Here is a 21,486-nt window from a genome sequence, read left to right on the forward strand (position 1 = left end):
TCTGCGGGGAAGCGGCCCTCGGCGACCGCCGAGGGCGAGGTGGGGCACGTCGTCGGCGCACGGCGCGCGACGCACGGACCCGACCGTAGCCGAAACGTGACCCAGGACGAAACCTCCGGTTCGCCCGGAACGGGAGGTGACGGGTGGTGCCGCGTCGGCCCGCGTCACCAGGGCCCGTAGACCGCGACGGACGTCGCGGCGAGCCGCGCGCACACGTCCGGGAGCGGCAGGTCCACGACCTCGGCGACCGTACGCACGGTCGTCGGCAGCACGTACGGGGCGTTGGGACGACCCCGGTACGGGTGCGGGGTGAGGTAGGGCGCGTCCGTCTCGACCAGCACCTGCCCGAGCGGCACCTCCCGCAGGGCGGCACGCAGCTCGTCGTTCGCGCGGAACGTCACCGGGCCGGCGAAGGACAGGAACCAGCCCTGCTCCGCGCAGAACCGGGCCATCGCGGCGTCGCCCGAGTAGCAGTGGAAGACGGTCCGCTCCGGGGCGCCGTCGCGTGCGAGCACGTCGAGCACCTCGGCGTGGGCGTCACGGTCGTGGATCTGCAGCGCCAGGCCCAGCTCCTTCGCGAGGGCGACGTGCGCGCGGAACGCCTCCCGCTGTACGGCCTCTCCCTGCGGACCTGTACGGAACAGGTCCATCCCGGTCTCGCCGATCGCGCGCACGCGGTCGTTGCCGCGCGCGATCGCGGCGATCTCGGCGACGGCGTCGTCGAGCGGGACGTCGTGCTGCGGCCGCGGGTCGGGCTCGAGCCCGTCCGGCCCCACCTCGCGCACCCCGCCGTGCAGCACCGCTTCGTTGGGATGGATCGCGACGGCCCCGAGCAGCCGCCCCACGCCGGCCGGACGGGCAGAAACCCCATGCTCGGCCGGGGTCACGCCATGCTCGGCGGTCGACGTCGTCCCCCACGCCTCCGGGACCCCGCGCAGCAGCGCGTCGGTCCAGCGGGCCGCGGGCAGGTCGCACCCGACCTGCACGACCCGGTCCACCCCCACGGCCGCCGCCCGCGCGAGGTGGTCCGCCACGCTCGGGGCGGGGACGTCGTCGGGCAGGACGTGCGCGATCGAGTCGAGGTGCGTGTGGTTGTCCACCACCGGGACGGGCAGCGCCTCCGGGTCCGGCGGCCACCCGCGGTCGCGTTGCTTGGCCACCGTCAGGCGGTCTCGCGCAGGCGGTCGAGCTCCTCCTCGACGATCGAGTCGTCGAGCTTGGTGAACACCGGCGTCGGCTTGCCCACCGGGGTGCCCGGCACGACGGCCTTGGGCTCCCACGTCGCCAGGCCCTCGGCGCGGTAGTCGCCCGTGATGATCGGGTAGTGGCGCGAGTCGTCGTCGAGGTCGGTCACCTCGTCGATGCGCGGCTGCGGCGCGATCGTGCCCGTGCCGCCGAACGCCTCGTGCACCTGCTGCGCGGAGTGCGGCAGGAACGGCGACAGGATCGTGTTGAGGTCGCTCACCGCCTGGGTCACGGTGTGCAGCACCGTCGCGAGGCGGTCCGGGTCGGTCTTGAGCTTCCAGGGCTCGGTGTCCGACACGTACTTGTTCACCTCGCCGACCGTCTTCATCGCCTCCGCGACGGCCGCGCGCTGGCGGTGCGTCGCGATGAGCTCGCCCACGCGGCCGAACGCGGTCGTCGTCGTGGCGAGCACGCCCTCGTCGATCGGCTGGCGCTGTCCCGGCTCCGGGATGGCCCCGAAGTTCTTGTGCACCAGGTTCGCCGTCCGGTTCACGAGGTTGCCCCAGCCCGCGACGAGCTCGTCGTTCGTGCGGCGCTGGAAGTCCGCCCACGTGAAGTCGACGTCCTGCGTCTCGGGACCCGCCGACGCGACGTAGTAGCGGAACGCGTCCGGCTGGTAGCGGGCCAGCATGTCGCGCACGTAGATCACGACGCCGCGCGACGAGGAGAACTTCTGGCCCTCGACGTTGAGGAACTCGCTCGACACGACCTCCGTCGGGAGCTGGAGGTTCCCGTAGGCCCCCGGTGCCCCGCCCTTGCTCCCCCGGCCGTCGTAGCCGAGCAGCTCGGCCGGCCAGATCTGGGAGTGGAACGTGATGTTGTCCTTGCCCATGAAGTAGTACGAGCGGGCCTCGGGGTCGTTCCAGAACGCGCGCCACGCGTCCGGGTCGCCGCTGCGCCGCGCCCACTCGATCGAGGCCGACAGGTAGCCGATGACCGCGTCGAACCACACGTAGAGGCGCTTGCTCGGGTTGGACTCCCAGCCCTCCAGCGGGACGGGGATGCCCCAGTCGATGTCGCGCGTCATGGCCCGGGGGCGCACGTCGTCGAGCAGGTTGAGCGAGAACTTCAGGACGTTCGGGCGCCACGCGGTGCGCGTGCGCAGCCAGTCCCCCAGCGCGTCGACGAACGCGGGCAGGTCGAGGAAGAAGTGGTTCGACTCGACGAACTTGGGCGTCTCGCCGTTGATGCGGCTGTGCGGGTTGATGAGGTCGATCGCGTCGAGCTGGTTGCCGCAGTTGTCGCACTGGTCGCCGCGCGCGCCGTCGTACCCGCAAATGGGGCACGTGCCCTCGATGTAGCGGTCCGGCAGCGTGCGGCCCGTCGACGGCGAGATCGCGCCCATGGTCGTCTGCTCGACCATGTACCCGTTCTTGTGGACCGTGCGGAACATCTCCTGCACGACGGCGTAGTGGTTGCGCGTCGTGGTGCGCGTGAACAAGTCGTACGACAGCCCGAGCTGGTGCAGGTCCTCGACGATGACGCGGTTGTACCGGTCCGCCAGCTCCTGCGGGCTCACGCCCTCCTTGTCCGCCTGCACGAGGATCGGCGTCCCGTGCTCGTCGGTGCCCGAGACCATGAGGACGTCGTGACCCGCCATCCGCATGTGCCGGCTGAAGACGTCCGACGGGACACCGAAACCTGCGACGTGGCCGATGTGGCGCGGCCCGTTGGCATACGGCCACGCCACGGCCGAGAGGATGTGGGTCATGGTGCCCGATCTTAGTCGGGCCGCGGCGCGCCCTGCGGGGGCGTCTCGGGACCCTGGACTCCCGCCGCGCTGACCGGGCCGGGCCGTCCGTCGTCAACCGTCGCCCGCACCACCACGGGAGTCGACGAAGGCCTCCTCCAGCGCCGCCGTCGTCTCGGCAGCCTGGGCGACCTCTCGACAGTCGACGCCGACCGCGACATCGGCGCGCTCCAGACGGAACGAGACGTCGAAGCCGTGGACGCTCGCGGCGTGCGTCGCGCCGCAGATCCGCTCACCCAGAGAGTCGGCGTCCGCGTCGGTCAGCGTCTCCGCGACGGTGACGACCACGCGGACACGCACGACCCGGTCGAGGACCCCGCGGCGGATCGGTGAGGGCTCCGTTACGTCGTCCACGCGAGGCCAGGACTCGACGTCCGCGACCAGGTCGGCGACGTACCGCTCGTCGTCCTCGTCCACCCCGCGCCACGCTCTCCAGCCGTCCTCGACGGCCGGCACCGAGCGGTCGAGCGTCCGTCCGAGCAGCACGCCGCCGACCGCCGCCACCGACACGACGAGCAGGAGGAGCACCGTCGCGGGCACGAGCACCGCGCGCACCCGCCCGTCGCTCTCGCGCCGCCCCCGTCGTCCCACGTCGCGGACGCTATCGGGACGGGCGCTCACCCCGGTGGCGACGGCGTGCAGAGCCTGCCGAGGAACCGGGGACGACGACGGGCCCGCGACCTCGGGGGTCGCGGGCCCGCACGGAGCCGTCCGGCGCGGTCGTCTGCGCTGCGCTGCCTTCTCGGGCCCAGCCGTCAGTACCAGCCGTCAGTACCAGCCGTCAGTACCAGTTGACGGCCTGCGAGTGGGACCACGCGCCGCACGGCGAGCCGTACGAGCCGGCGATGTAGTCCAGGCCCCACGCGATCTGCGTCGCGGGGTTGGTCGCCCAGTCGGCGCCCTTGCTCGCCATCTTCGAGCCGGGCAGCGACTGCGGGATGCCGTAGGCGCTCGACGTCGGGTTGTCCGCCGCCGGGTTCCAGTTGGACTCCTTGGTCCACAGCTTCTCGAGGCACGTCCACTGCGACCCGGTCCAGCCGCGCTCGGCAGCCATGGCCTGCCCGATCGTGCGCGGGTCCTTCGGGCGCTCCTGCGTCCCGGTCACGACGACCTCGTCCACGGGCGCCGTGGTGACCTCCTCGGAGAGCTGCTCGCGCGACTCCTCGACGCCGTCCACGAGAGTGACCTCGAACGTCGTCGTGGTGACGCCGTCGGCACCGGCCTGGGCGACGGCCGACTCGTCGGTGTACTTCGAGTCGTCGGGCTGCTGGACCGACCCGTGCGGGACGGGGGTCGTCGTCTGCTGCTGCTCGACGACGACGCGCTGCACGACGAGCGAGACCGTCGGCGCGCCCGGCTCGGGCGCCTCGACACGCTGGACGCTCACGCGGTCGAGCTCGCCGAGCTCGATGCCCCGCTGCTCGAGGATCGCGGGGATCCCGATGCTGCCGTCGGGCGCGACCGTCGTCTCGCCGTCGGCCACGACGTTCACCGGGCCGTCGGTGTCGAGGCGCAGGTCGAGCGACGCGCGCTCTCCCGACCGCGACGCGACGAGGCGCACGTCGCCCCCGCGCTCGGCGAGGGTCTCCAGCGCCTCGTCCGCGTCGAGCGCGGTGAGCCAGACGTCGGACTGCTCGCCGTCGGTCTGGACGGTGACCTGCTTGCCGAGGCGCACCACGACCTCGTCCCCGTCGTCCAGGGCCGAGCCGGGGTCCGGCGCGACCTGGTCGCGCGTACCGACCTCGATCCCGGCGGCGTCGAGCGCGCCACCGACCGAGCCGGCGAGCGTGCTGACGGTCGTCAGCTCGCCGTCGACGTCGATCGTCACGGTCTTGTTGGCCTCGCCGTAGGCGACGGCGCCGGAGCCGACGAGCGCGACGGCGGTGGCCGCCGCGACGATCGACCAGCGACGGCGGCGCGTCGAACGCAGGGTCCGCGCGGAGCGGGCGGCGCGACGGCTCGGCGTACCGGGCATGGTCTCGTCGGGGGTGACGTCCGACGCTGTCGTCTCGACGTCACGGTTCTGGGGCGCGCGGAAGCGGAAGGGGTTGTGCACTCTGGTCCAGTCGTCGGGGGTCCCGGGCACGGGGGTCGACGGCGCACGCGCGCCCCGGGGCCGTCCCGCGCCACGGCGCGGGCGTCACCCGGTTCGACCAGCCGATCCGGCCGTCCTGCGGACCCCCGGCACCCTGGGTGCTCTACGGAGACCGCGCCCCACGGCCGGCCAATACACCTGTCCCCGGTGAGCGGCAACGCGAGACACTCGACCGTAACCGATTCGTTATCACGCTCCAAACCGACTGGTCAGCCCCCGGATCCGTCGAGATCGACCTCACCGCCCCGAGATCGACCTCCCGAGGGTAGATCTCGGGCGCTCGGGCCGATCTCGCGACGGCGCTCACGGACCGAGCCCCACGGGTCACGGCGGCCTCACCCCACCGGCGTCACCGCGACCCGGAGCAGCCGGTCGTCGCCGTCGCGCGGGTCACCCCGCCCGTCCGTGTTGTTGGTCAGCACGTAGAGCACCGCGCTCCCGTCGTCCCCGAGCGGAGTCGCCGGGTCGACCAGGACGGCGCGCAGCCGTCCACGGTCGGTGACCACCGCCTGGGGAGCGCCGAAGGCGTCGGCCGACCCGCCGCCGTCGGGTGTCGCGAACGGCACCCGCCACAGGGTCTGGCCCCGCAGCCCCGCCAGGTACGCGCCCTCGCGGGTCACGGCCAGCCCGCTCGGGGAGGCGTCCGACGTCGACCAGGTCGCCACCGGGTCGACGAACCCCGACGCGGCGCCGCCCACCCCCTCGACCTCCGGCCAGCCGTAGTTCCCGCCCGGCACGACGACGTTGAGCTCGTCGAACGTGTCCTGCCCGAACTCCGACGCGAGCATGCGGCCCGTCACGTCCCATGCCACTCCCTGGACGTTGCGGTGCCCGAGGCTCCACACCGGCGAGGCCGGGTCCGGGTTCCCCGGTGCGGGATCGCCCTCCACCGTCAGCCGCAGGATCTTGCCGTTCAACGCGCCCGCGACCTGCGCCGCGCCGCGCTGCTGCGCGTCCCCCGTCGTCACGTACAGGTAGCCGTCCGGCCCGAACGCGAGACGACCGCCGTCGTGCGTGGAGGCCGCGGGGATGCCCTGGAGGACCGGGGTGAGGCCCGACAGCTCGCGACCGGCGAGCGTCCCCCGCAGGACCTCGTTGCCGCCGTCCGCGGTCCGGTAGACGAACACCTCCCCCGGCGCCGCGCCGCCCTCGGGCCCGACCGCGACCCCGAGCAGACCCGACTCGCCCCGCGCGACCGTGCCGTCGCGCAGGTCGTCCGCGCCCGGTCCCGTGATCGGCTCGACGGCGCCCGTCGCCGGGTCCACGACGACGAGTCGGCGCTCGTCGCGCAGCGAGACGAGCAGCGTCCCGTCCGCGAGCGCCGCGAGCGCCCACGGGGCGGGCAGCCCGGTCGCCACCTCGGTCACGTCCACCCGCACCTCGGGCACGACGACGAGCCCGGGCTCGGGCTCGGGCTCGGGCGTGCTCGTCTCCGCGGGTTCGCTCGGCTCGGCGGTGGCCGTCGTGACCGACGGGCCCGGGGCGGGTTCCGGACCGTCGTCGGGCGTGCATGCCGCGAGCAGCACGACGGCGGCGCCCGCCACGGCCGCGCGTCTCGCCCGACGCGCGGACGTCCGGTTCGTGGGCATGCGCCCATCGTCGCGCGCCGTCGGCGTCGTCGCACGTGCCGCGCTCGCCGCGCACGACGGCCGATCCGCGCCACACTGGAGAGAAGGAGGCGGGTCCTCCCGCCTCACCGGCCCTCAAGGAGGGGCGCCATGAACCCGAAGGTGCTCAGCTTCGTCGTCGCCGCGGTCGCGTACGGGGTGACGCTCGTCATCGCCAACCTGGTGCTCGAGGGAATGACCATGAGCTGGCTGTGGGGGCTCGTCGCGGTCGCGCTCTTCACCGTGACGATCACCCTCCTGCGACCGCTCGTGGTGCGGCTCCTCGGCAAGCACGTCCACGGCTGGACGTGGACCCTGGGGATCGTCACCGTGCTCGGCTCGCTCATCGTCACCACGCTGCTGTCCCCGTCGAGCGGGTTCGACATCGACGGCTTCTGGACCTGGGTCTGGGCGACGCTCATCGTCTGGGTCGGGACGGTCGTCTACGACCTGGTCGACGACCGCGCCGTCGCCGCGGCGGGGCGTCAGGTCGACAGGTACCAGGGGCGGCACGGTCGGACGCCGCCCACGGCGGCGCCGGCCTGACCCCGGACCCTCAGGACCTCTGGCCCGGCGCCCCGGTCCTTCGGCGGCCACGCGCCCGCGCGCGGCGAGGCACGCTGGTACCGGAAGCTCCTCCGAGGGCCGGAGGAGCCGGCGAGGAGGTCGGTACGCATGTCGCGGACGTACGTGGTCACGGGTTCGGCGTCGGGGGTCGGTGCGTCCACCGCCGCGCTGCTGCGCGACCGGGGAGACCGCGTGGTCGGTGTCGACCTGCGCGACGCCGAGGTCGAGGCCGACCTGAGCACCCCCGACGGCCGGTCGCACGCCGTCGACCACGTCACGAGGCTCACCGACGGGCGCGTCGACGGGGTCGTCGCGTGCGCGGGCATCGCCGCCCCGGTGCCGAAGACCGTCGCCGTGAACTTCTTCGGCGTCACGCGGCTCCTCACTGCGCTGCTCCCCTCGCTCGGACGGTCGGACGCGCCGCGCGTCGCCGTCGTGTCGTCCATGGCGACCCTCCAGCCGGTCTCCGACGAGCTCGTCGCCGCGTGCCTCGCGGACGACGAGGACGCGGCGCTGCGCGTCGCCGCGGCGCTCGCGGACCAGGGGCCCGAGGTCGGCTACCTCAGCTACCCGTCGTCCAAGCGGGCGCTCTCGCGGTGGGTGCGGCGCGAGTGCGTGACCCCGGCGTGGGCGGGTCGAGGGATCCCGCTCAACGCCGTCGCCCCGGGGACCGTGCTCACGCCCATGACGTCCTCGCTGCTCGCGACCCCGGAGTCCGCCGCGATGGTCGACGCCGCCGTCCCGATGCCCCTGCACGGGCACCAGTCGCCCGAGTCGGTCGCGAGCCTGCTGCTGTGGCTCACGGACCCGGCGAACACCCACGTCACCGGGCAGACGATCTACGACGACGGCGGTGCCGACGCCGTGCTGCGCGGGGACGACGTGTGGACGGGGACGACGCCTACGCCAGCCGGGTGAGGCCGCGCTTGAGACCCCGGATCGCCTGACCGATGCGGTGCTCGTTCTCGATGAGCGCGAACCGGACGAACTCGTCGCCGCCGGGGCCGAAACCGACCCCCGGGGAGACGGCGACGTCGCACTCCTCGACGAGGTGCGTCGCGAACTCGATCGACCCCATGTCCCGGTAGGGCTCGGGGATGCGGGCCCACGCGAACATCGTGCCGCCGGGCTTGTGGATGTCCCAGCCGATGCGCTGGAGGCCGTCGTACAGGGCGTCGCGGCGCGACTCGTACACCGACGAGATCTCTTGCGGGAACTCCGTCGCCTCGTTGAGCGTCACGGTCGCGGCGATCTGGATCGGCTGGAACGTGCCGTAGTCGAGGTAGCTCTTGAGCTTGGCGAGCGCCCCGACGACGTCGCGACGGCCCACGAGGAACGCGACGCGCCAGCCCGCCATGGAGAACGACTTCGTCATCGAGTAGAGCTCGACCGCGACCTCGCGCGCGCCCTCGCACTCCATGATCGACGGCGGACGGAACCCGTCGAACGTCATGTCCGCGTACGCGAGGTCGTGCACGAGCACGACGTCCTTGTCCCGCGCCCAGTCGACGAGGCGCTGGAGGTCCTCCTTGGTCGCGACCGTCGTCGTCGGGTTGTGCGGGAACGACAGCACGACGACGCGCGGCTTGGGCCAGCCCAGCTCCCACGCCTCGATGATCCGGTCGATGTACCCCGCGGCGTCGGTCCCGTCGCCGATGGGGACCTGGCGCGCGTCGGCACCCGCGAAGTAGGGCCCCCAGATGTGGATCGGGTAGCTCGGGGTCGGGACGAGCGCGACGTCGCCCGGCTGGAGCAGCACCCACATGAGGTGGCTGAAGCCCTCCTTGGCGCCGATGGTCGAGATGATCTCCGTGTCCGGGTCGAGGCTCACGCCGAACCGGCGCTGGTACAGGCCCGCGACGGCCTCGCGGAGCTTGGGGATGCCGCGCGAGGCGGAGTAGCGGTGGTTGCGCGAGTTCTGGGCGGCCTCGGCGAGCTTGTCGACCGCGACCTGCGGGCTAGGCAGGTCCGGGTTGCCGAAGCCGAGGTCCACGACGTCGCGCCCCGCTCGGCGTGCCTCGATCTTGAGCCCGTCGATGATGGTGAAGACGTAGGGCGGCAGACCGGGGATCCGGCGGAACTCCATCGCAGTGCTCCAGCTCTGTGCGGCGCTCCCGGGCGCGGGGTGCGCACGGGTCGCGGGTCTCGCAGGGTACGCCTGCTGCCGGACGCCGCGCGTCCCGTCTCGTCGGGACGGGCGCTCAGCCCTCCCAGCCGAGGTTGCGCGCCATGCGCTCGAGCGTCGCGACCGTCTGCGCGTACTCCGCGCGACTGATCCCGTCCGCGACCCGCTCGCGCGAGACCGACACCGCGTCGAGCAGGTCGTGGTAGGCGTGGTTGCCCGCGACGGTCACGGACAGGCTGCCCGCGCCGTCGCGCGCGACCCAGCCGCGCCGCACGAGGTCGTCGATCTCGGCCGTCACGGCGCTCGCCCCGTGCCCGGCCACCGGGGCCGCGCCGGTGAACGGGGACAGCACGCCGTCGACGCTCGTCTCCTCGCTCACGCCGTCCCGGATCGTGTTGAGCACCTGCCAGTGCCGGCGCGTGAGCCCCGAGTGCTGGAACACGCCGTCGAAGCTCTCGTCGATGAGCCGGTCCACGAGCTTGAGCCAGTACCCGATGGGGCGCTCGGGCGCGCCGGCCGGAGGGGTCGTGGCGGGCGTCGGGTCGTCGCTCATCGGGTACCTCCCGGGTGCTCGGGTCACGGCTGGTCCCACTCTCGCACCCGCGCGCGGGACGCGCCCGACGGGCCCGGCACCCCACCCGGGGGCTGGCCCACATCCCCGTCCCGGGTGGCAGAGTGGGCGCATGAGCGAGAACACTCCCGCGGCGCGCCGCGCGCTGATCGTCGTCGACGTCCAGCCCACGTTCTGCGAGGGCGGGGAGCTGGGGGTCGAGGGCGGGAACGCCGTCGCGCAGCGCATCGCCGACCACGCGCGCGACCACCGCGACGCCTACGACCTCGTCGTGACGACCCAGGACTGGCACGTCGACCCGGGCGAGCACTGGAGCCCGGAGCCCGACTTCGTCGACACGTGGCCCCCGCACGGCATCGCGGGCACCCCGAACGCCGAGCTGCACCCCGCGCTGGCCGACCTCGCGCCCGACGCCGGGGTGAAGAAGGGCGAGTACCAGGCCGCGTACTCCGGCTTCGAGGGGGTCGACGTCGGCGGCCGTCCGCTCGCGGACGTCCTGCGCGACGCCGGGATCGAGGCGGTCGACGTCGTCGGCATCGCCGAGTCGCACTGCGTGCGCGCGACGGCGCTCGACGCGCACGCGCTCGGCCTCGCCACCCGGGTCCTCACCGACCTCACCGTGCCGGTCACGCCCGAGCTCGGCGCCGCGGCGCGCGAGGAGCTCGCCGCTGCGGGCGTCGCGCTGGAGCCGAGCACCGCCGTCGGGCGCTGACGACCCGTCCCGCGCAGGCTCAGCGGCGGCGCGCCTCCAGCGCCGCCGCGTAGAGGTCGCGCTTCGCGACCCCCGCGTCCTGGGCGACGTCCGCGACGACCTCCTTGAGCCGCTCGCCGCCGTCGACGCGCGCCAGCACGCCCGGGACGAGCTCGGCGAGCGGGACCGGACCGCGCGGCGGCGCGCCGCCGACCACGACGCAGATCTCCCCGCGGAGCTGCTCCTCGGCGGCGCGCTCCGCGAGCTCGGCGAGGGGCCCGCGCAGCACCACCTCGTACGTCTTGGTGAGCTCGCGCGCGACGGCGGCCGGCCGGTCCGCGCCGAACGCCTCGGCCATCGCGGCGAGCGTCTCCGCCACGCGGTGCGGCGCCTCGAAGAACACGAGCGTGCGCGGCTCGTCGGCGAGCGCGGCGAGCGCGCGCGACCGGTCGCCCGCCTTGCGCGGCAGGAAGCCCTCGAAGCAGAAGCGGTCCGTCGGGAGGCCCGAGAGCGCGAGGGCGGTGAGGACGGCGCTCGGCCCGGGCGCCGTCGTGACCGGGACCCCGCGCTCGACCGCGCGCGCGACCACGCGGAAGCCCGGGTCGGACACGCTCGGCATGCCGGCGTCGGACACGACGAGCACCGTCCCGCCGCCGTCGACGACGTCGAGCAGGTCGTCCGCGCGGTCGGACTCGTTGTGCTCGTGGAAGCTCAGCACGCGACCACCGACCTGCACGCCCAGCCGGCCCGCGAGCGCGTGCAGGCGGCGCGTGTCCTCCGCCGCGACGACGTCCGCCTCCGCGAGCAGGCGCCGCAGCCGCGGGCTCGCGTCCTCCGCGTTGCCGATCGGGGTGCCGCCCAGCACCAGGTGCCCGGCCTCCCGCGGGGTCGTGAGCCGGTCGGCGTCGGGCGCGTCGGTCGAGGAGGACATGGTTCCCAGGGTTCCACACCCGTGTGCCCCTACGATGGCCAGCGTGTCCCAGCCGCCCGCCGACGCGCACCCCGGACCCCGGCACGCGACCGACGTCCCCGACGAGCCCGCCGAGACGTCGCGCCCGGCGTCCGGCGACGAGCCCGACGGCACCGCCTCCGACGGGTCGGCCGTCCGCCCCGAGCAGGACGTCGTCGACGCGCCCGACCTGACCCACCGCGAGCGTCTCCTGCTCGCCCTGCTCGGGCCTCGCCGTCTGGCCCTGGGGGCGACCGCGCACGACCGGCTGTGGGGATGGCTCGGGGTCGCGATCGTCGCCGTCGTCGCGGCGGTGCTGCGGCTGTGGAACCTCGGCCGACCGGGCACCCTCGTGTTCGACGAGACGTACTACGTGAAGCAGGCCTGGACGCTGCTCCAGGTCGGGTACGAGGCCGACTGGCCCGAGGAGCCGAACCCGGCGTTCGAGGCCGGGGACGTGAACTCGTTCCTCCCGACGGCCGACTACGTGGTCCACCCCCCGCTCGGCAAGTGGATGATCGCGCTCGGGATGAGGTTCTTCGGCGGCGCGGAGAACCCGTGGTCGTGGCGCATCGCGTCCGCGGTCGTCGGGGTGGTCGCCGTCGTGCTCGTGGCGCGGATCGCCCGGCGTCTGTTCGCCTCCACCGCGATGGGGATCGTCGCGGGCGCGCTCATGGCCGTGGACGGCGAGGCGATCGTGCACTCCCGCACGGGTCTGCTCGACAACATGCTCATGGTCTGGGTCCTCGTCGCGTTCGGGTGCCTGCTGCTCGACCGCGAGCAGGCCCGACGGCGCCTCGCGGACCGCTGCGGGGCGATCCTCGACGCGGGCGGGCGCATCGGGCGCTACGGGCCCGGGCTCGGGTGGCGGTGGTGGCGGTTCGCGGCGGCCGTCGCGCTGGGTCTCGCGTGCGGGGTCAAGTGGTCGGGGCTGTACTTTCTCGCCGTCTTCGCCGTCGTGTCGGTGCTGTGGGACGCGACGGCGCGGCGCGCCGCGGGCGTCGGGCGCTGGTGGGAGGACGCGCTCGTGCGCGACGCGATCCCCGCCGCGCTCGTCATGCTCCCGACCGCGGCGCTCGCCTACCTCGGCGCCTGGACGTCGTGGTTCCGCACCCCTGGGGCGTACATGCGCCAGTGGGCGCTCGACCACCCCGGAGAGGGGGTCCAGTGGCTCCCGCCCGGGTTGCGGTCGCTGTGGGAGTACCACCTCAAGATGTGGGACTTCCACAACGGGCTCACGTCCGAGCACACGTACGAGGCCCACCCGCTCGGGTGGATCCTCCAGTGGCGGCCGACGTCGTTCTACTGGCGCTCCTACGACCCCGGCGAGGCGGGGTGCGAGGTGGAGCGCTGCGCGCGCGCGATCACCTCGCTCGGCAACCCCGTGATCTGGTGGACGGCGGCGCTCGCGATCCTCGTCGCGCTCTGGGCGCTCGTCCGGCTCAAGGACTGGCGGGCGCTCGCCGTGCTCAGCGGCGTCGTCGCGGGGTGGGCGCCGTGGTTCCTCTACGCCGAGCGGACCATCTTCACGTTCTACTCGATCGTGTTCACTCCGTGGGTCGTGCTCACGCTCGTGTACGCGATGACGCTCGCACTCGAACGCACCGAGCACCGCCCGGTCGCACGGGCCCGCGTGAAGGTGGGGCTCACGGTCCTGCTCACGACGATCGGCGCCGTCAGCGTGTTCTTCTACCCGATCTGGACGGCGTGGCAGGTGCCGTACTGGTTCTGGCGCCTGCACATGTGGCTGCCGACCTGGATCTGACGCGTCACCAGTCGACCTGCCCCGACGCGTGGAACGCGATGCCCGCGCGCCGCCAGGCGTGCGCCTCGCGCGCCACGCGACGCCGGTAGTCGTCCCAGTCCTTGCGGTCCGGGGCGGTCCAGCCGACCTCCGCGACGGCGCTCAGGCGCGGCAGGAGCATGGTGAACAGGGCGTCGAGCGTCGGGATGCGCTCGGTCCACACCGCCGCCTCGACGCCCTCGATCGTGTCGACCGGCAGGCCGGGCACGACCTCCTCCGGCTCCCAGTCGTAGGAGTCGCGCACCTCGACGAGGCCCGCCCAGTCCTGCCCCAGGGCGGGGTCGAACTCGGCCGTGTAGCGCATGTCGAGGTAGACGCGGTTCGCGGGCGACAGGATGACGCGCGCCCCGGCCTTGGCGGCATCGACCAGGTACGTGAGGTCCATGGGGTGCGTGTCCCAGTACTGCACGATCGTGCCCGGGCGCAGCGGCGCCTTCGCGGCCTCCTGCCACGCGACCGGCTTCTTGCCGGCCTCGAGCACCAGGCGCTCGCACAGCTCGACGAACTGCGCGTACTCCGCGGGCTCCATCTTCAGCACCTCGTCACCGCCGAGGTGCACGTGCTCGCCGTCCGTCGCGTGCGCCAGGTCCGTGAAGACGTCGCGCAGGAACGGCTCCGTGGCCGGCAGGTCGAACGTGAGGCGCGAGAAGCCGACCTCGATGCCGGAGTAGGCGTCGGTCGGGACGCCGTCGGGCATGAGGTCGCCGTACACGTGCGTCGCCGCGTTGATGTGGCCGGGGACGTCGATCTCCGGCACGACCCGCACGAAGCGCTCCGCCGCGTGGTCCTGCAGCGCGCGGAAGTCCGCGAGCGACAGGTGCCCGCCCTTCCCGCCCGACGTGTCGCTCCCCGAGGAGAGCTTGGCGAGCTCGGGCCGGGACGGCGACTCGATGCGCCAGCCCTGGTCGTCCGTGAGGTGCAGGTGGAGCACGTTGAGCTTGTACGCCGCCGCGACGTCGATCACGGCACGCAGCGCGTCGAGACCGAAGAACGTCCGCGCGAGGTCCACGGACAGGCCGCGCCAGGGGTAGCGGGGCGCGTCGTGCACGACGACGTGGGGCACCCGCGCGGGCTCGTCGCCCGGGCCGGACGGCTCGACGAGCTGGCGCAGCGTCTGCACCGCGTGGAGCAGCCCGGCGGGCTCGGCGGCGGTCGCGGTCACACCGCGGTCGTCGGCGACGAGGCTGTAGCGCTCCGGGTTCGTCGAACCCGCGGGGCCCGCCTGCGCGTCGATCCGGAGCACGAGCGCGGTCGGGGTCGGGGCGCCCGAGGCGGCGCCCACCGCGGTGCCGGACGCCGGGTCGTCGTGGGTCGCGGCGACGCCGTCGCGGCCGCTCAGGAGCGAGGCGGCCAAGTCACCGAGCCACGGGGCGGACCGCTCGAGACCGAGCGCGTGGACCTCCAGCCTGGCGACGGGGACGTACCCCGTCCCGGGCTCGACGTGCAGGGGCTGGGGGATGACCGAGACCATCGGGTACCTCGTCGTCTGGCTGGGATCGAATCGATTCGGCTTTTGCGAGCGACACACCCTAACCCGCCGCCCGGGGCCCGGCCAAGCGCCTCCGGACTAGCGCGAGGGCGCGATGTACCGCGGGCTCGGGTCGAGCGAGAGCACGCCCTCGACGTCACGGGCCGGGTCCGACGAACCGGTCGTCCAGCCGCCGACCACGCCCTGCGGCAGCCCGTCAAGGAGCAGCCCCCAGTCCCGCACCCGTGCGCCGTAGCTGTCGCCCGAGGTGGACTGCAGGACCACGGCCGCCTCTCCCGACCCCAGGTCGAGGTCCGACGCCCCCCGGATCGCGTCCCCGTCCGAGCGCTGGAGCACGACCAGCTTCTGCGGGAGCCCCTCCGTCCGCACGACCTCGCCGACCGCGTCGATCGCCGCGCCCAGCTCGGCCGCGTCCACGGTGCCGGTCGGGGAACCGTCACCGACCCGGCGCGCGTCGACGTCGAGGGCCACGCCCACGGTCGGGCGGGCGAGGACGTCCGCGTACTCGGTCACCTGCTCGTCGAACGACGCACGGCCCGGTTCGAGGCGCAGCACGACCATGACCCCCGCCTCGGCCGCTGCGTCCACGAGCGGCACCAGCTCCTCGGCCGGGATCTCGGTCGAGTAGTCCCGGTCCTCGCCGGGGTTCGAGGACGCCCGGGTAGCCGGGACCTCGAGCACCGGGACGACGGTCTCCTCCGGCACGGCCTCCGCGTACGACGCCGCCGCGTCCTGCGCGCGGGAGACGGCGTCGGACACCGCCCACTCCCCCACCGCCTCCAGCCCGGAGGTCACCGCGTCCGCCTCGACCGCCACGTACCGCACGCGGTCCGCGAGCACGAGCTGCGACCCGCTCGGGAGCAGGTCGCCGGCCTCGGCCGCGCGCAGCCGCCACGCCAGGTCCTCCGCGGACCCGAAGCTCTCCCCGATGCCCACGACGGCGAGCGCCTTCGCGGCCGCGAGCGCGTCGACGACCTCCGCAGAGGAGCGCGGGTCGCCCTGCGGCACCTCGAGCGGCACCGCACCGGCCGCGCGGGCGGTCGCGATCGCCGCGGCCTGCGGCCCCCCGTGCGCGTCGAGGCCCCCCGGCTCGGTGAGGGCGAGCACCTCGGTCAGCGTGTCCGGCTCGCCGCGCTCGGGCAGCGCGGCGCGGACGTCGTCGAGGTCGTGCGGGTCGAGGGCCCCGTCGGCGCCGAGCGCCCCCACGTCGAGCAGGACCCGCTCGACGCCCTCGACGTCGCCGAGCGTCGCGCGCTCCGGGGTCTCGCCCGTGTCGTCCTGCCCCGGGGGCGCGTCCGCCTCGCCGACCTCGACGGCCGCGACCGTGCCGAGCCGGGCGAGCTCCGTGCGCAGCCCACCGTCGGAGATCGCCCCGCCGACCAGGAGCACGGGCGCGGCGAGCTCGACCGCCGCGGCGGCCGCCGTGGCCCGCGCCGCCTCGTCGTCGGCGACGGCGAGGACGACGACGGGCGCGGACGTGAAGAATGCCTGGCTGCTCGTCAGAGCGAGCTCCGCCGGGTCTGTCGAGTCCAGCACGAGGACGCCGTCGCTGGGCTCCGCGGCACGCGCGACGAGCCCGGTCTCGCCCGAGGACGGTCCGTCGGCCTTCGCGGCCTCCGCGGCGCAGCCACCGAGCGCCACAGCGGCACCGAGACTGAGGACGACAGGGAGGACGACAGGGACGAATCGGACCTTCCGAGAGTTCACGCCCCCATCATCGCGCATGCCCCACGCCCCGCCGACCCACGGATGTGTGGGACTCGTGACGGTCGGCCCGTCGGGTGGACGGCGGACGAACCGGCGACCGGTGTTCGGGACGCGCCGCGGGCGCTCGGGACGTCAGGCGGCCCCGACCGGCATACTGGCCGGGCCCGAACCCACCGCCGAGGAGATCGCATGTCGACCCCCGACCAGCCCGACCAGAACCCGCAGCCCGGCGGGACGCCGTCCGGACCGCCTTCGTACGGCGCTCCGCAGCCCGGCCAGCCCCAGCAGCCGCCGCAGGCCCCGCAGTACGGAGCCCCGCAGGCACCGCAGTACGGCGCGCCGCAGGCACCGCAGTACGGAGCCCCCCAGGGTGGCACCCCCGGATACTCCGCCCCGGCCCAGGACCCCGGCAAGACGATGGGCATCGTCGGCCTCGTGCTGTCATTCCTCGGCTGCCTCTCGATCGTGGGCCTGATCCTCAGCATCATCGCCTTCAACAAGTCGAAGAAGGCCGGCTACAAGAACGGCGTTGCCCTCGCGGGCATCATCGTCGGTGCCGTCGTGCTGGTGATCTCGATCGTCGTCGGCATCGTGCTCGGCATCGGCATCGCCACCGTGGCCGAGAAGTGCGCCGAGCTCGGTCCGGGCACGCACTACGAGAACGGCATCGAGTACACCTGCGGCTGACCGCTCGCGTGCTCCGCACCTGACGAAGGCCCCCGCCGACGGCGGGGGCCTTCGTCGTCGTCAGCCGACATCGGCGGCGCAGCGGAAGCCGAGGTGCGTCGTCGCGGTGTCGTCCGACTGCGGTGACCGCGCCGCGGGCCGGTACCGGCGGCAGTACTCGGGCGCGCATAGGTGCGAGCCTCCCTTGGTGACGCGCAGGACCTGCGGCGACGTCGTCGGCGCCAGGAGGTTCGGCCGCGCCCCGACGTCCGGCCCGCGCGTCCCGGGGACGACGTGACGGGGGGTGAACGTGTCCGCCGTCCACTCCCACGTGTTCCCGATGAGGTCCACCAGCCCGTACGCGTTCGGCTCGTAGGAGCCGACGGGCGACGTCCCGCCCCATCCCTCGTCGAGGTACGGGAACCGGCCCCGCCACGTGTTCGCCATCGGGCGACCGCCCGGCGCGAGCTCGTCGCCCCACGCGAACTCGGCGCCCTCCAACCCGCCGCGCGCGGCACGCTCCCACTCGACCTCCGTCGGCAGGCGCCGCCGCGCCCAGGCCGCGTAGGCCGACGCGTCCTCGAACGCGACGAGCACCACCGGGTGGTCCGGGCGGTCGTCGACGTCGGAGCCCGGCCCCTGCGGCGCGCGCCACGACGCCCCCGGCTGCCACCGCCACCACTGCCGCCAGTCGCGCAGGTCCACCGGACACGCCGTCGGGGTGAACACGAGACCCCCGGGCACCAGGTCGGCCGGGTCGGCCCCCGGGAAGTCGGCCGGGTCGAGCGCGCGCTCCGCGACGGTCACGTAGCCGGTGTCCGCGACGAACGCCGCGTACTGCGCGTTCGTCACCGCGTGGCGTTCCAGCAGGAACGGCTCGACCTCCCGGTCGTGCGCCGGCCCCTCCTCGGGGTAGTGCCGGTCAGAACCCATGCGGAACGTCCCGCCGGGGACGAGGCAGAGCTCGGTGAGGCTCACGCGGCCAGCATAGGGTCGCGTCTCGCTGTCGGTGGGACGTCGTACGTTGCGCGTCATGACACCTCGCTTCCCCTCGCTGCCCGACGACCTCCCGCCCGGGCGCCTCGTGCTCGCCGACGAGAGCGACTGGGCACCGCCCGGGCTCCACGGCACGGCGCTGCTCTGGGTCTCGGACGCACCCGTCCGGGACGCGGGCGAGGTCTGGGCGCGCCTGCGCAGCGCGCACGCGCAGACCGGCCTCGTCCCTCTCCTCCTGGAGCACGACGACGACCACCCGGACGCCTGGGTCGGACGGTGGTCGTTCCCCGAGCCCGCTGAGGTGCTCGACGCCGTCGATCCCGAGACGGCCCTCCGGTCGCTCTGGGACGACCTCCAGGACGACGCGGGCTCCGACGCGGACGAGGTGCCCGGGGCGGGAGAACCGAGCGGGCCCTGGCCCGGCCTGGCTCGGCCCGGGCAGGCCGGGGAGGACCCTGAGACGCTCGCCGACGCCTTCGCCCGCCATCTCCAGGACGACGTCGACCCCTACGGTCGACCGCGACCGTGGCGGCTCGGCCTGGTGCCCGCGCCCGACGGCGCGGGTGCCCTGACCCTCGCCGGCTGGGACGGGCCCTGCAACCACACGAACGACACGGAGCTGGTCTCGGCGGTCCTGCGCTCCTGGGCCGATCGCTTCGGCGCCCGGGTCGTCGGCGTCGGGACGGACACGTTGCAGGTCTCCGTCGCGCGACCGCCCCAGGACATCGAGCACGCCCGCGCTCTCGCCGTCGAGCACTTCGCCGTCTGCCCCGACAACGTCTGGCAAGGTGCCCACGACACGTTCGACGAGTACGCCCACGCACTCGTCGGGACCCACGCCTGGTCGTTCTGGTGGGACTGAGACGCGCCCTGAGCAGCAGAAAGGGCCGCTGACGATGTCAGCGGCCCTCTCAGAGGGTGGAGCTAGGGGGATTCGAACCCCCGACCTTCTCATTGCGAACGAGACGCGCTACCAACTGCGCCATAGCCCCTCAAGCGAGGAACAGACTAGCACCCCGGGGGCGGGGTCTACCAAACCGGCCACCCCCGGGGGAGCTACTGCCCTGCTGCCCGGCGGCGGGCGAGGATCTCGTTGAGGTCGAGACCCAGCGTCTCGGTCGACGGCTTGCGCTCGTCGCCCGCGGCGGGCTCGGGCGCGCCGGACGGCACGTCCACGACGACCTCGACCGCGGCGGCCGGCGTAGGCGCGGCGCCCGCCCGGGCGGGCGAGACGACGTCGTCGTCCGTGAGCGGGGCGGGCTCGCGGCGCGGGGCCGTGGGCTTCATCGTGTACGTCGGAGGCGGCACGGGCATCGGGTCCCAGGCTCGCCCCGAGGGCACGTGCTCCTCGTCGACGACCTCGACCTCGACGACCTCCGTCGCCTCGACCGACACCTCCGTGACGAGCACGGCGGTCACGCCCGCAGCACCACGGGCAGAGGCGGGCTCCTCGGAGCCGGAGTCCTCGGCCGTCGTCGTGCTCGACGCGGTCGTGCGCTCACGCGGCGACGAGGCGGAGACGCCGGACGCCCCGGAGAGCGCCGCCGCGGTGGCGTTCGCCCGCGCGAGGTCCTGGGGCGTGACGCGCGGGATCATCTGCGTGCTGACCTGCGACCCGTGCACCGCACGGCCGGTGACGCGCGGACGGGCGCCCCGGGGCGCGGGCGGCGCCCCCAGGACGGTCCCGCGCGCGGCGCGGGCGGCGGCACGACGCTCCGCCAGCCACGCGGCGTCGGACCGCTGCGCAGCGAGCACCGCACGACGGCCCAGCACGAGCACGAGCCCGAGGACCGCCGTCGGGACCACGCCGGCCCACCACGGGAGGTACCCGAGCGCGACGACGACCCACACCGCGACGCTCGCGAGGAGCAGCACGACGGTGAGCGCGAGCCGACGGCGCGCCGCGGCGGCACGCCGCTCGAGGAGGGCGAGGCGGGACTGCTCGGACGCCGGCTGACGGCGCGGCGGTGCCCCGCGCGAGGGTGACGCGCTCTCGGTGCTCCCCATGGCGTGCGTTCCCTCCTCCTCGTGCGTCCGGTCCTCGGACCGGTCCTGCGACCCCGCTCCCCCGAGCAGGGGGCGCCCGCCGCCACCGGCGGGTCCGGACGCGATCGCGGCGACCGTCGTGACGCCGTCGAGCCGCGCGTCCCACCGGTCCATCCCTCCGCCGCCCGGGCCGGCGACGGCCAGGACGCGCAGGGAGCCGGAGAAGCGGTCGTCCGTGCGCGCCTCCAGCAGCTGCTGCCGGTGACGCACCCGGTGCGGGACGTAGAACCCGACCCACAGCAGGAACACCGCGAGCGCGACGATCCCCGAGGCCGATTCCACATCACGACCGTAGGCGAGGCGCGTGGCCACGCTCCGCACGCGCTCCGGCGTGTCGGTCGGCTCAGATGGTCTCGCGGCGCGTCGCCTGCCAGCGCGCGAGGAGCCCGTCGGGCACCTCCTCGCTCGTGATCGCGAACGTGCGGTGGTCGCGCCACGCCCCCTGGATGTGCAGGAACCGCTCGCGCACGCCCTCGTCGCGCAGGCCCAGCTTCTCCACGACACGCAGGCTCGGGCCGTTCTCCGGCCGGATGTTGATCTCGATGCGGTGCAGGCCGAGGACCGCGAAGCAGTAGTCCGTCGCCATGGCGACGGACGTCGGGATGACGCCGCGGCCCGCGACGTGCTCGCTCACCCAGTAGCCGATGCTCGCGCCGCACAGCGACCCGTACGTGATCGAGGAGACCGTGAGCTGGCCGACCAGCTCCCCGTCCAGCTCGACGGCGAACGGCAGCGACGACCCGGCCCGCGCCTGGGCGGACAGCACGCGGACGTACTCGGCGAACGTCGGCGGCCCTCCCCCGCTGCCGGGGCGCGGCGACGTGCCCTCCCAGCGCTCGAGCCAGTCCGCGTTGTGCGCGCGCAGGCGCATCCACGCGTTCGCGTCCCGACGGCGCAGCGGGCGCAGGACGATCGACCCGCCCAGGGTGTCGTCCCGCAGGGTCACGGGCCACGGCTTGGTGACGCTCCAGCCGCGCGTGATCTTGTGCGTCATCCGGCGGTGACCGTCCTCGGGAGCTGTCGGCGGGGACGGGCGGTCGCCCGGTCCTCGGTGCACAGGGTGACACCACCGACGGCCCGCGCGCCACCGGCGTGGTGGCGCCCGGACCGTCGGGCCGTGCCGTGGTCGACGCGCAGGTGCCTGGCAGTGGATCCCGCGCGTCCGTCGTCGGCGGAGC

Annotated in this window: 19 protein-coding genes and 1 tRNA gene; 6 read left to right on the forward strand and 14 right to left on the reverse strand. The window is 74.3% G+C overall.

Features of this window, described 5'->3' with window-relative positions; genetic code table 11:
* Window positions 1-164 precede the first annotated feature (164 nt).
* The 5 genes from ACFVN3_RS15020 to ACFVN3_RS15040 all read right to left on the reverse strand — a co-directional run bounded on the left by ACFVN3_RS15020 (window position 165) and on the right by ACFVN3_RS15040 (window position 6,679).
* Window positions 165-1,160, reverse strand: coding sequence for a TatD family hydrolase (locus tag ACFVN3_RS15020; protein WP_378233710.1), 996 nt, complete (start codon window positions 1,158-1,160; stop codon window positions 165-167).
* Window positions 1,161-1,162: 2 nt separating this feature from the next.
* Window positions 1,163-2,956 carry a methionine--tRNA ligase gene (gene metG / locus ACFVN3_RS15025; RefSeq protein WP_378233711.1) on the reverse strand — a complete coding sequence of 598 codons (1,794 nt, stop codon included), beginning with the start codon at window positions 2,954-2,956 and terminating at the stop codon, window positions 1,163-1,165.
* Window positions 2,957-3,049: 93 nt separating this feature from the next.
* Window positions 3,050-3,586: a hypothetical protein gene (locus tag ACFVN3_RS15030; protein WP_378233713.1), complete on the reverse strand. Its 537-nt coding sequence runs from the start codon at window positions 3,584-3,586 to the stop codon at window positions 3,050-3,052.
* 190 nt (window positions 3,587-3,776) lie between these two features.
* The gene (locus ACFVN3_RS15035; protein WP_378233714.1) at window positions 3,777-5,051 is read right to left on the reverse strand and encodes a G5 domain-containing protein; all 1,275 of its coding nucleotides are present in this window, start codon (window positions 5,049-5,051) and stop codon (window positions 3,777-3,779) included.
* 374 nt (window positions 5,052-5,425) lie between these two features.
* Window positions 5,426-6,679: a PQQ-dependent sugar dehydrogenase gene (locus tag ACFVN3_RS15040; RefSeq protein ID WP_378233715.1), complete on the reverse strand. Its 1,254-nt coding sequence runs from the start codon at window positions 6,677-6,679 to the stop codon at window positions 5,426-5,428.
* Between the two features lie 129 nt (window positions 6,680-6,808).
* On the opposite strand from ACFVN3_RS15040, the gene ACFVN3_RS15045 reads away from it, so the two are divergent.
* Both ACFVN3_RS15045 and ACFVN3_RS15050 read left to right on the forward strand, forming a co-directional pair.
* Window positions 6,809-7,243, forward strand: coding sequence for a hypothetical protein (locus tag ACFVN3_RS15045; protein WP_313662017.1), 435 nt, complete (start codon window positions 6,809-6,811; stop codon window positions 7,241-7,243).
* A gap of 129 nt (window positions 7,244-7,372) precedes the next feature.
* Window positions 7,373-8,182 (forward strand): SDR family oxidoreductase, encoded by an 810-nt coding sequence (locus ACFVN3_RS15050; protein ID WP_378233717.1) that lies wholly within the window; start codon window positions 7,373-7,375, stop codon window positions 8,180-8,182.
* Here ACFVN3_RS15050 and ACFVN3_RS15055 read toward each other — a convergent pair.
* Both ACFVN3_RS15055 and ACFVN3_RS15060 read right to left on the reverse strand, forming a co-directional pair.
* On the reverse strand, window positions 8,166-9,350 hold the full coding sequence (locus ACFVN3_RS15055) for an aminotransferase class I/II-fold pyridoxal phosphate-dependent enzyme (RefSeq protein ID WP_378233718.1): 1,185 nt from the start codon (window positions 9,348-9,350) through the stop codon (window positions 8,166-8,168). The genes ACFVN3_RS15050 and ACFVN3_RS15055 overlap by 17 nt on opposite strands.
* 115 nt (window positions 9,351-9,465) lie before the next feature.
* Entirely contained in the window at window positions 9,466-9,942 is a 477-nt protein-coding gene (locus ACFVN3_RS15060) for a MarR family winged helix-turn-helix transcriptional regulator (RefSeq protein ID WP_378233719.1), read from the reverse strand.
* 130 nt (window positions 9,943-10,072) lie between these two features.
* On the opposite strand from ACFVN3_RS15060, the gene ACFVN3_RS15065 reads away from it, so the two are divergent.
* Entirely contained in the window at window positions 10,073-10,672 is a 600-nt protein-coding gene (locus ACFVN3_RS15065) for an isochorismatase family protein (protein WP_378233721.1), read from the forward strand.
* A 19-nt stretch (window positions 10,673-10,691) separates the two neighbouring features.
* Here the strand turns inward: ACFVN3_RS15065 and rsmI are convergent, their stop codons facing one another.
* Complete coding sequence (gene rsmI, locus ACFVN3_RS15070) at window positions 10,692-11,582, reverse strand: 16S rRNA (cytidine(1402)-2'-O)-methyltransferase (RefSeq protein WP_378233724.1); 891 nt, start codon at window positions 11,580-11,582, stop codon at window positions 10,692-10,694.
* Window positions 11,583-11,616: 34 nt separating this feature from the next.
* Here rsmI and ACFVN3_RS15075 point away from each other — a divergent pair, with 34 nt between their 5' ends.
* Window positions 11,617-13,365 carry a dolichyl-phosphate-mannose--protein mannosyltransferase gene (locus tag ACFVN3_RS15075; protein ID WP_378233725.1) on the forward strand — a complete coding sequence of 583 codons (1,749 nt, stop codon included), beginning with the start codon at window positions 11,617-11,619 and terminating at the stop codon, window positions 13,363-13,365.
* A gap of 4 nt (window positions 13,366-13,369) precedes the next feature.
* Here the strand turns inward: ACFVN3_RS15075 and ACFVN3_RS15080 are convergent, their stop codons facing one another.
* Entirely contained in the window at window positions 13,370-14,875 is a 1,506-nt protein-coding gene (locus ACFVN3_RS15080) for a family 20 glycosylhydrolase (protein ID WP_378233726.1), read from the reverse strand.
* A gap of 96 nt (window positions 14,876-14,971) precedes the next feature.
* A complete protein-coding gene (locus ACFVN3_RS15085) occupies window positions 14,972-16,600 on the reverse strand; it encodes a hypothetical protein (RefSeq protein ID WP_378233727.1) in 1,629 nt (542 codons plus the stop codon).
* A 189-nt stretch (window positions 16,601-16,789) separates the two neighbouring features.
* Here ACFVN3_RS15085 and ACFVN3_RS15090 point away from each other — a divergent pair, with 189 nt between their 5' ends.
* Entirely contained in the window at window positions 16,790-17,287 is a 498-nt protein-coding gene (locus tag ACFVN3_RS15090) for a DUF4190 domain-containing protein (RefSeq protein WP_378233728.1), read from the forward strand.
* Between the two features lie 60 nt (window positions 17,288-17,347).
* On the opposite strand, the gene ACFVN3_RS15095 is transcribed toward ACFVN3_RS15090, so the two are convergent.
* Window positions 17,348-18,199: a formylglycine-generating enzyme family protein gene (locus ACFVN3_RS15095; RefSeq protein ID WP_378233758.1), complete on the reverse strand. Its 852-nt coding sequence runs from the start codon at window positions 18,197-18,199 to the stop codon at window positions 17,348-17,350.
* Window positions 18,200-18,299: 100 nt separating this feature from the next.
* Here ACFVN3_RS15095 and ACFVN3_RS15100 point away from each other — a divergent pair, with 100 nt between their 5' ends.
* A complete protein-coding gene (locus ACFVN3_RS15100) occupies window positions 18,300-19,124 on the forward strand; it encodes a DUF4253 domain-containing protein (protein ID WP_378233730.1) in 825 nt (274 codons plus the stop codon).
* A gap of 57 nt (window positions 19,125-19,181) precedes the next feature.
* On the opposite strand, the gene ACFVN3_RS15105 is transcribed toward ACFVN3_RS15100, so the two are convergent.
* The 3 genes from ACFVN3_RS15105 to ACFVN3_RS15115 all read right to left on the reverse strand — a co-directional run bounded on the left by ACFVN3_RS15105 (window position 19,182) and on the right by ACFVN3_RS15115 (window position 21,302).
* Window positions 19,182-19,254 (reverse strand) — tRNA-Ala (locus tag ACFVN3_RS15105).
* Window positions 19,255-19,318: 64 nt separating this feature from the next.
* Window positions 19,319-20,590: a hypothetical protein gene (locus tag ACFVN3_RS15110; RefSeq protein WP_378233731.1), complete on the reverse strand. Its 1,272-nt coding sequence runs from the start codon at window positions 20,588-20,590 to the stop codon at window positions 19,319-19,321.
* A gap of 61 nt (window positions 20,591-20,651) precedes the next feature.
* Complete coding sequence (locus tag ACFVN3_RS15115) at window positions 20,652-21,302, reverse strand: GNAT family N-acetyltransferase (protein ID WP_378233732.1); 651 nt, start codon at window positions 21,300-21,302, stop codon at window positions 20,652-20,654.
* Between the last annotated feature and the right edge of the window lie 184 nt (window positions 21,303-21,486).

It is taken from the genome of Cellulosimicrobium sp. NPDC057862 (genome assembly GCF_042797035.1).
Classification (GTDB): domain Bacteria; phylum Actinomycetota; class Actinomycetes; order Actinomycetales; family Cellulomonadaceae; genus Cellulosimicrobium.

Bases quoted from the DNA above. Each gene is read 5' to 3' on its own strand.
- ACFVN3_RS15045 (WP_313662017.1), top strand. From the start codon at position 6,809: ATGAACCCGAAGGTGCTCAGCTTCGTCGTCGCCGCGGTCGCGTACGGG.
- ACFVN3_RS15060 (WP_378233719.1), bottom strand. From the start codon at position 9,942: ATGAGCGACGACCCGACGCCCGCCACGACCCCTCCGGCCGGCGCGCCC.
- ACFVN3_RS15115 (WP_378233732.1), bottom strand. From the start codon at position 21,302: ATGACGCACAAGATCACGCGCGGCTGGAGCGTCACCAAGCCGTGGCCC.
- ACFVN3_RS15055 (WP_378233718.1), bottom strand. From the start codon at position 9,350: ATGGAGTTCCGCCGGATCCCCGGTCTGCCGCCCTACGTCTTCACCATC.
- ACFVN3_RS15065 (WP_378233721.1), top strand. From the start codon at position 10,073: ATGAGCGAGAACACTCCCGCGGCGCGCCGCGCGCTGATCGTCGTCGAC.
- ACFVN3_RS15090 (WP_378233728.1), top strand. From the start codon at position 16,790: ATGTCGACCCCCGACCAGCCCGACCAGAACCCGCAGCCCGGCGGGACG.
- rsmI (WP_378233724.1), bottom strand. From the start codon at position 11,582: ATGTCCTCCTCGACCGACGCGCCCGACGCCGACCGGCTCACGACCCCG.
- ACFVN3_RS15075 (WP_378233725.1), top strand. From the start codon at position 11,617: ATGGCCAGCGTGTCCCAGCCGCCCGCCGACGCGCACCCCGGACCCCGG.
- ACFVN3_RS15100 (WP_378233730.1), top strand. From the start codon at position 18,300: ATGACACCTCGCTTCCCCTCGCTGCCCGACGACCTCCCGCCCGGGCGC.
- metG (WP_378233711.1), bottom strand. From the start codon at position 2,956: ATGACCCACATCCTCTCGGCCGTGGCGTGGCCGTATGCCAACGGGCCG.
- ACFVN3_RS15040 (WP_378233715.1), bottom strand. From the start codon at position 6,679: ATGCCCACGAACCGGACGTCCGCGCGTCGGGCGAGACGCGCGGCCGTG.
- ACFVN3_RS15050 (WP_378233717.1), top strand. From the start codon at position 7,373: ATGTCGCGGACGTACGTGGTCACGGGTTCGGCGTCGGGGGTCGGTGCG.
- ACFVN3_RS15080 (WP_378233726.1), bottom strand. From the start codon at position 14,875: ATGGTCTCGGTCATCCCCCAGCCCCTGCACGTCGAGCCCGGGACGGGG.
- ACFVN3_RS15095 (WP_378233758.1), bottom strand. From the start codon at position 18,199: ATGGGTTCTGACCGGCACTACCCCGAGGAGGGGCCGGCGCACGACCGG.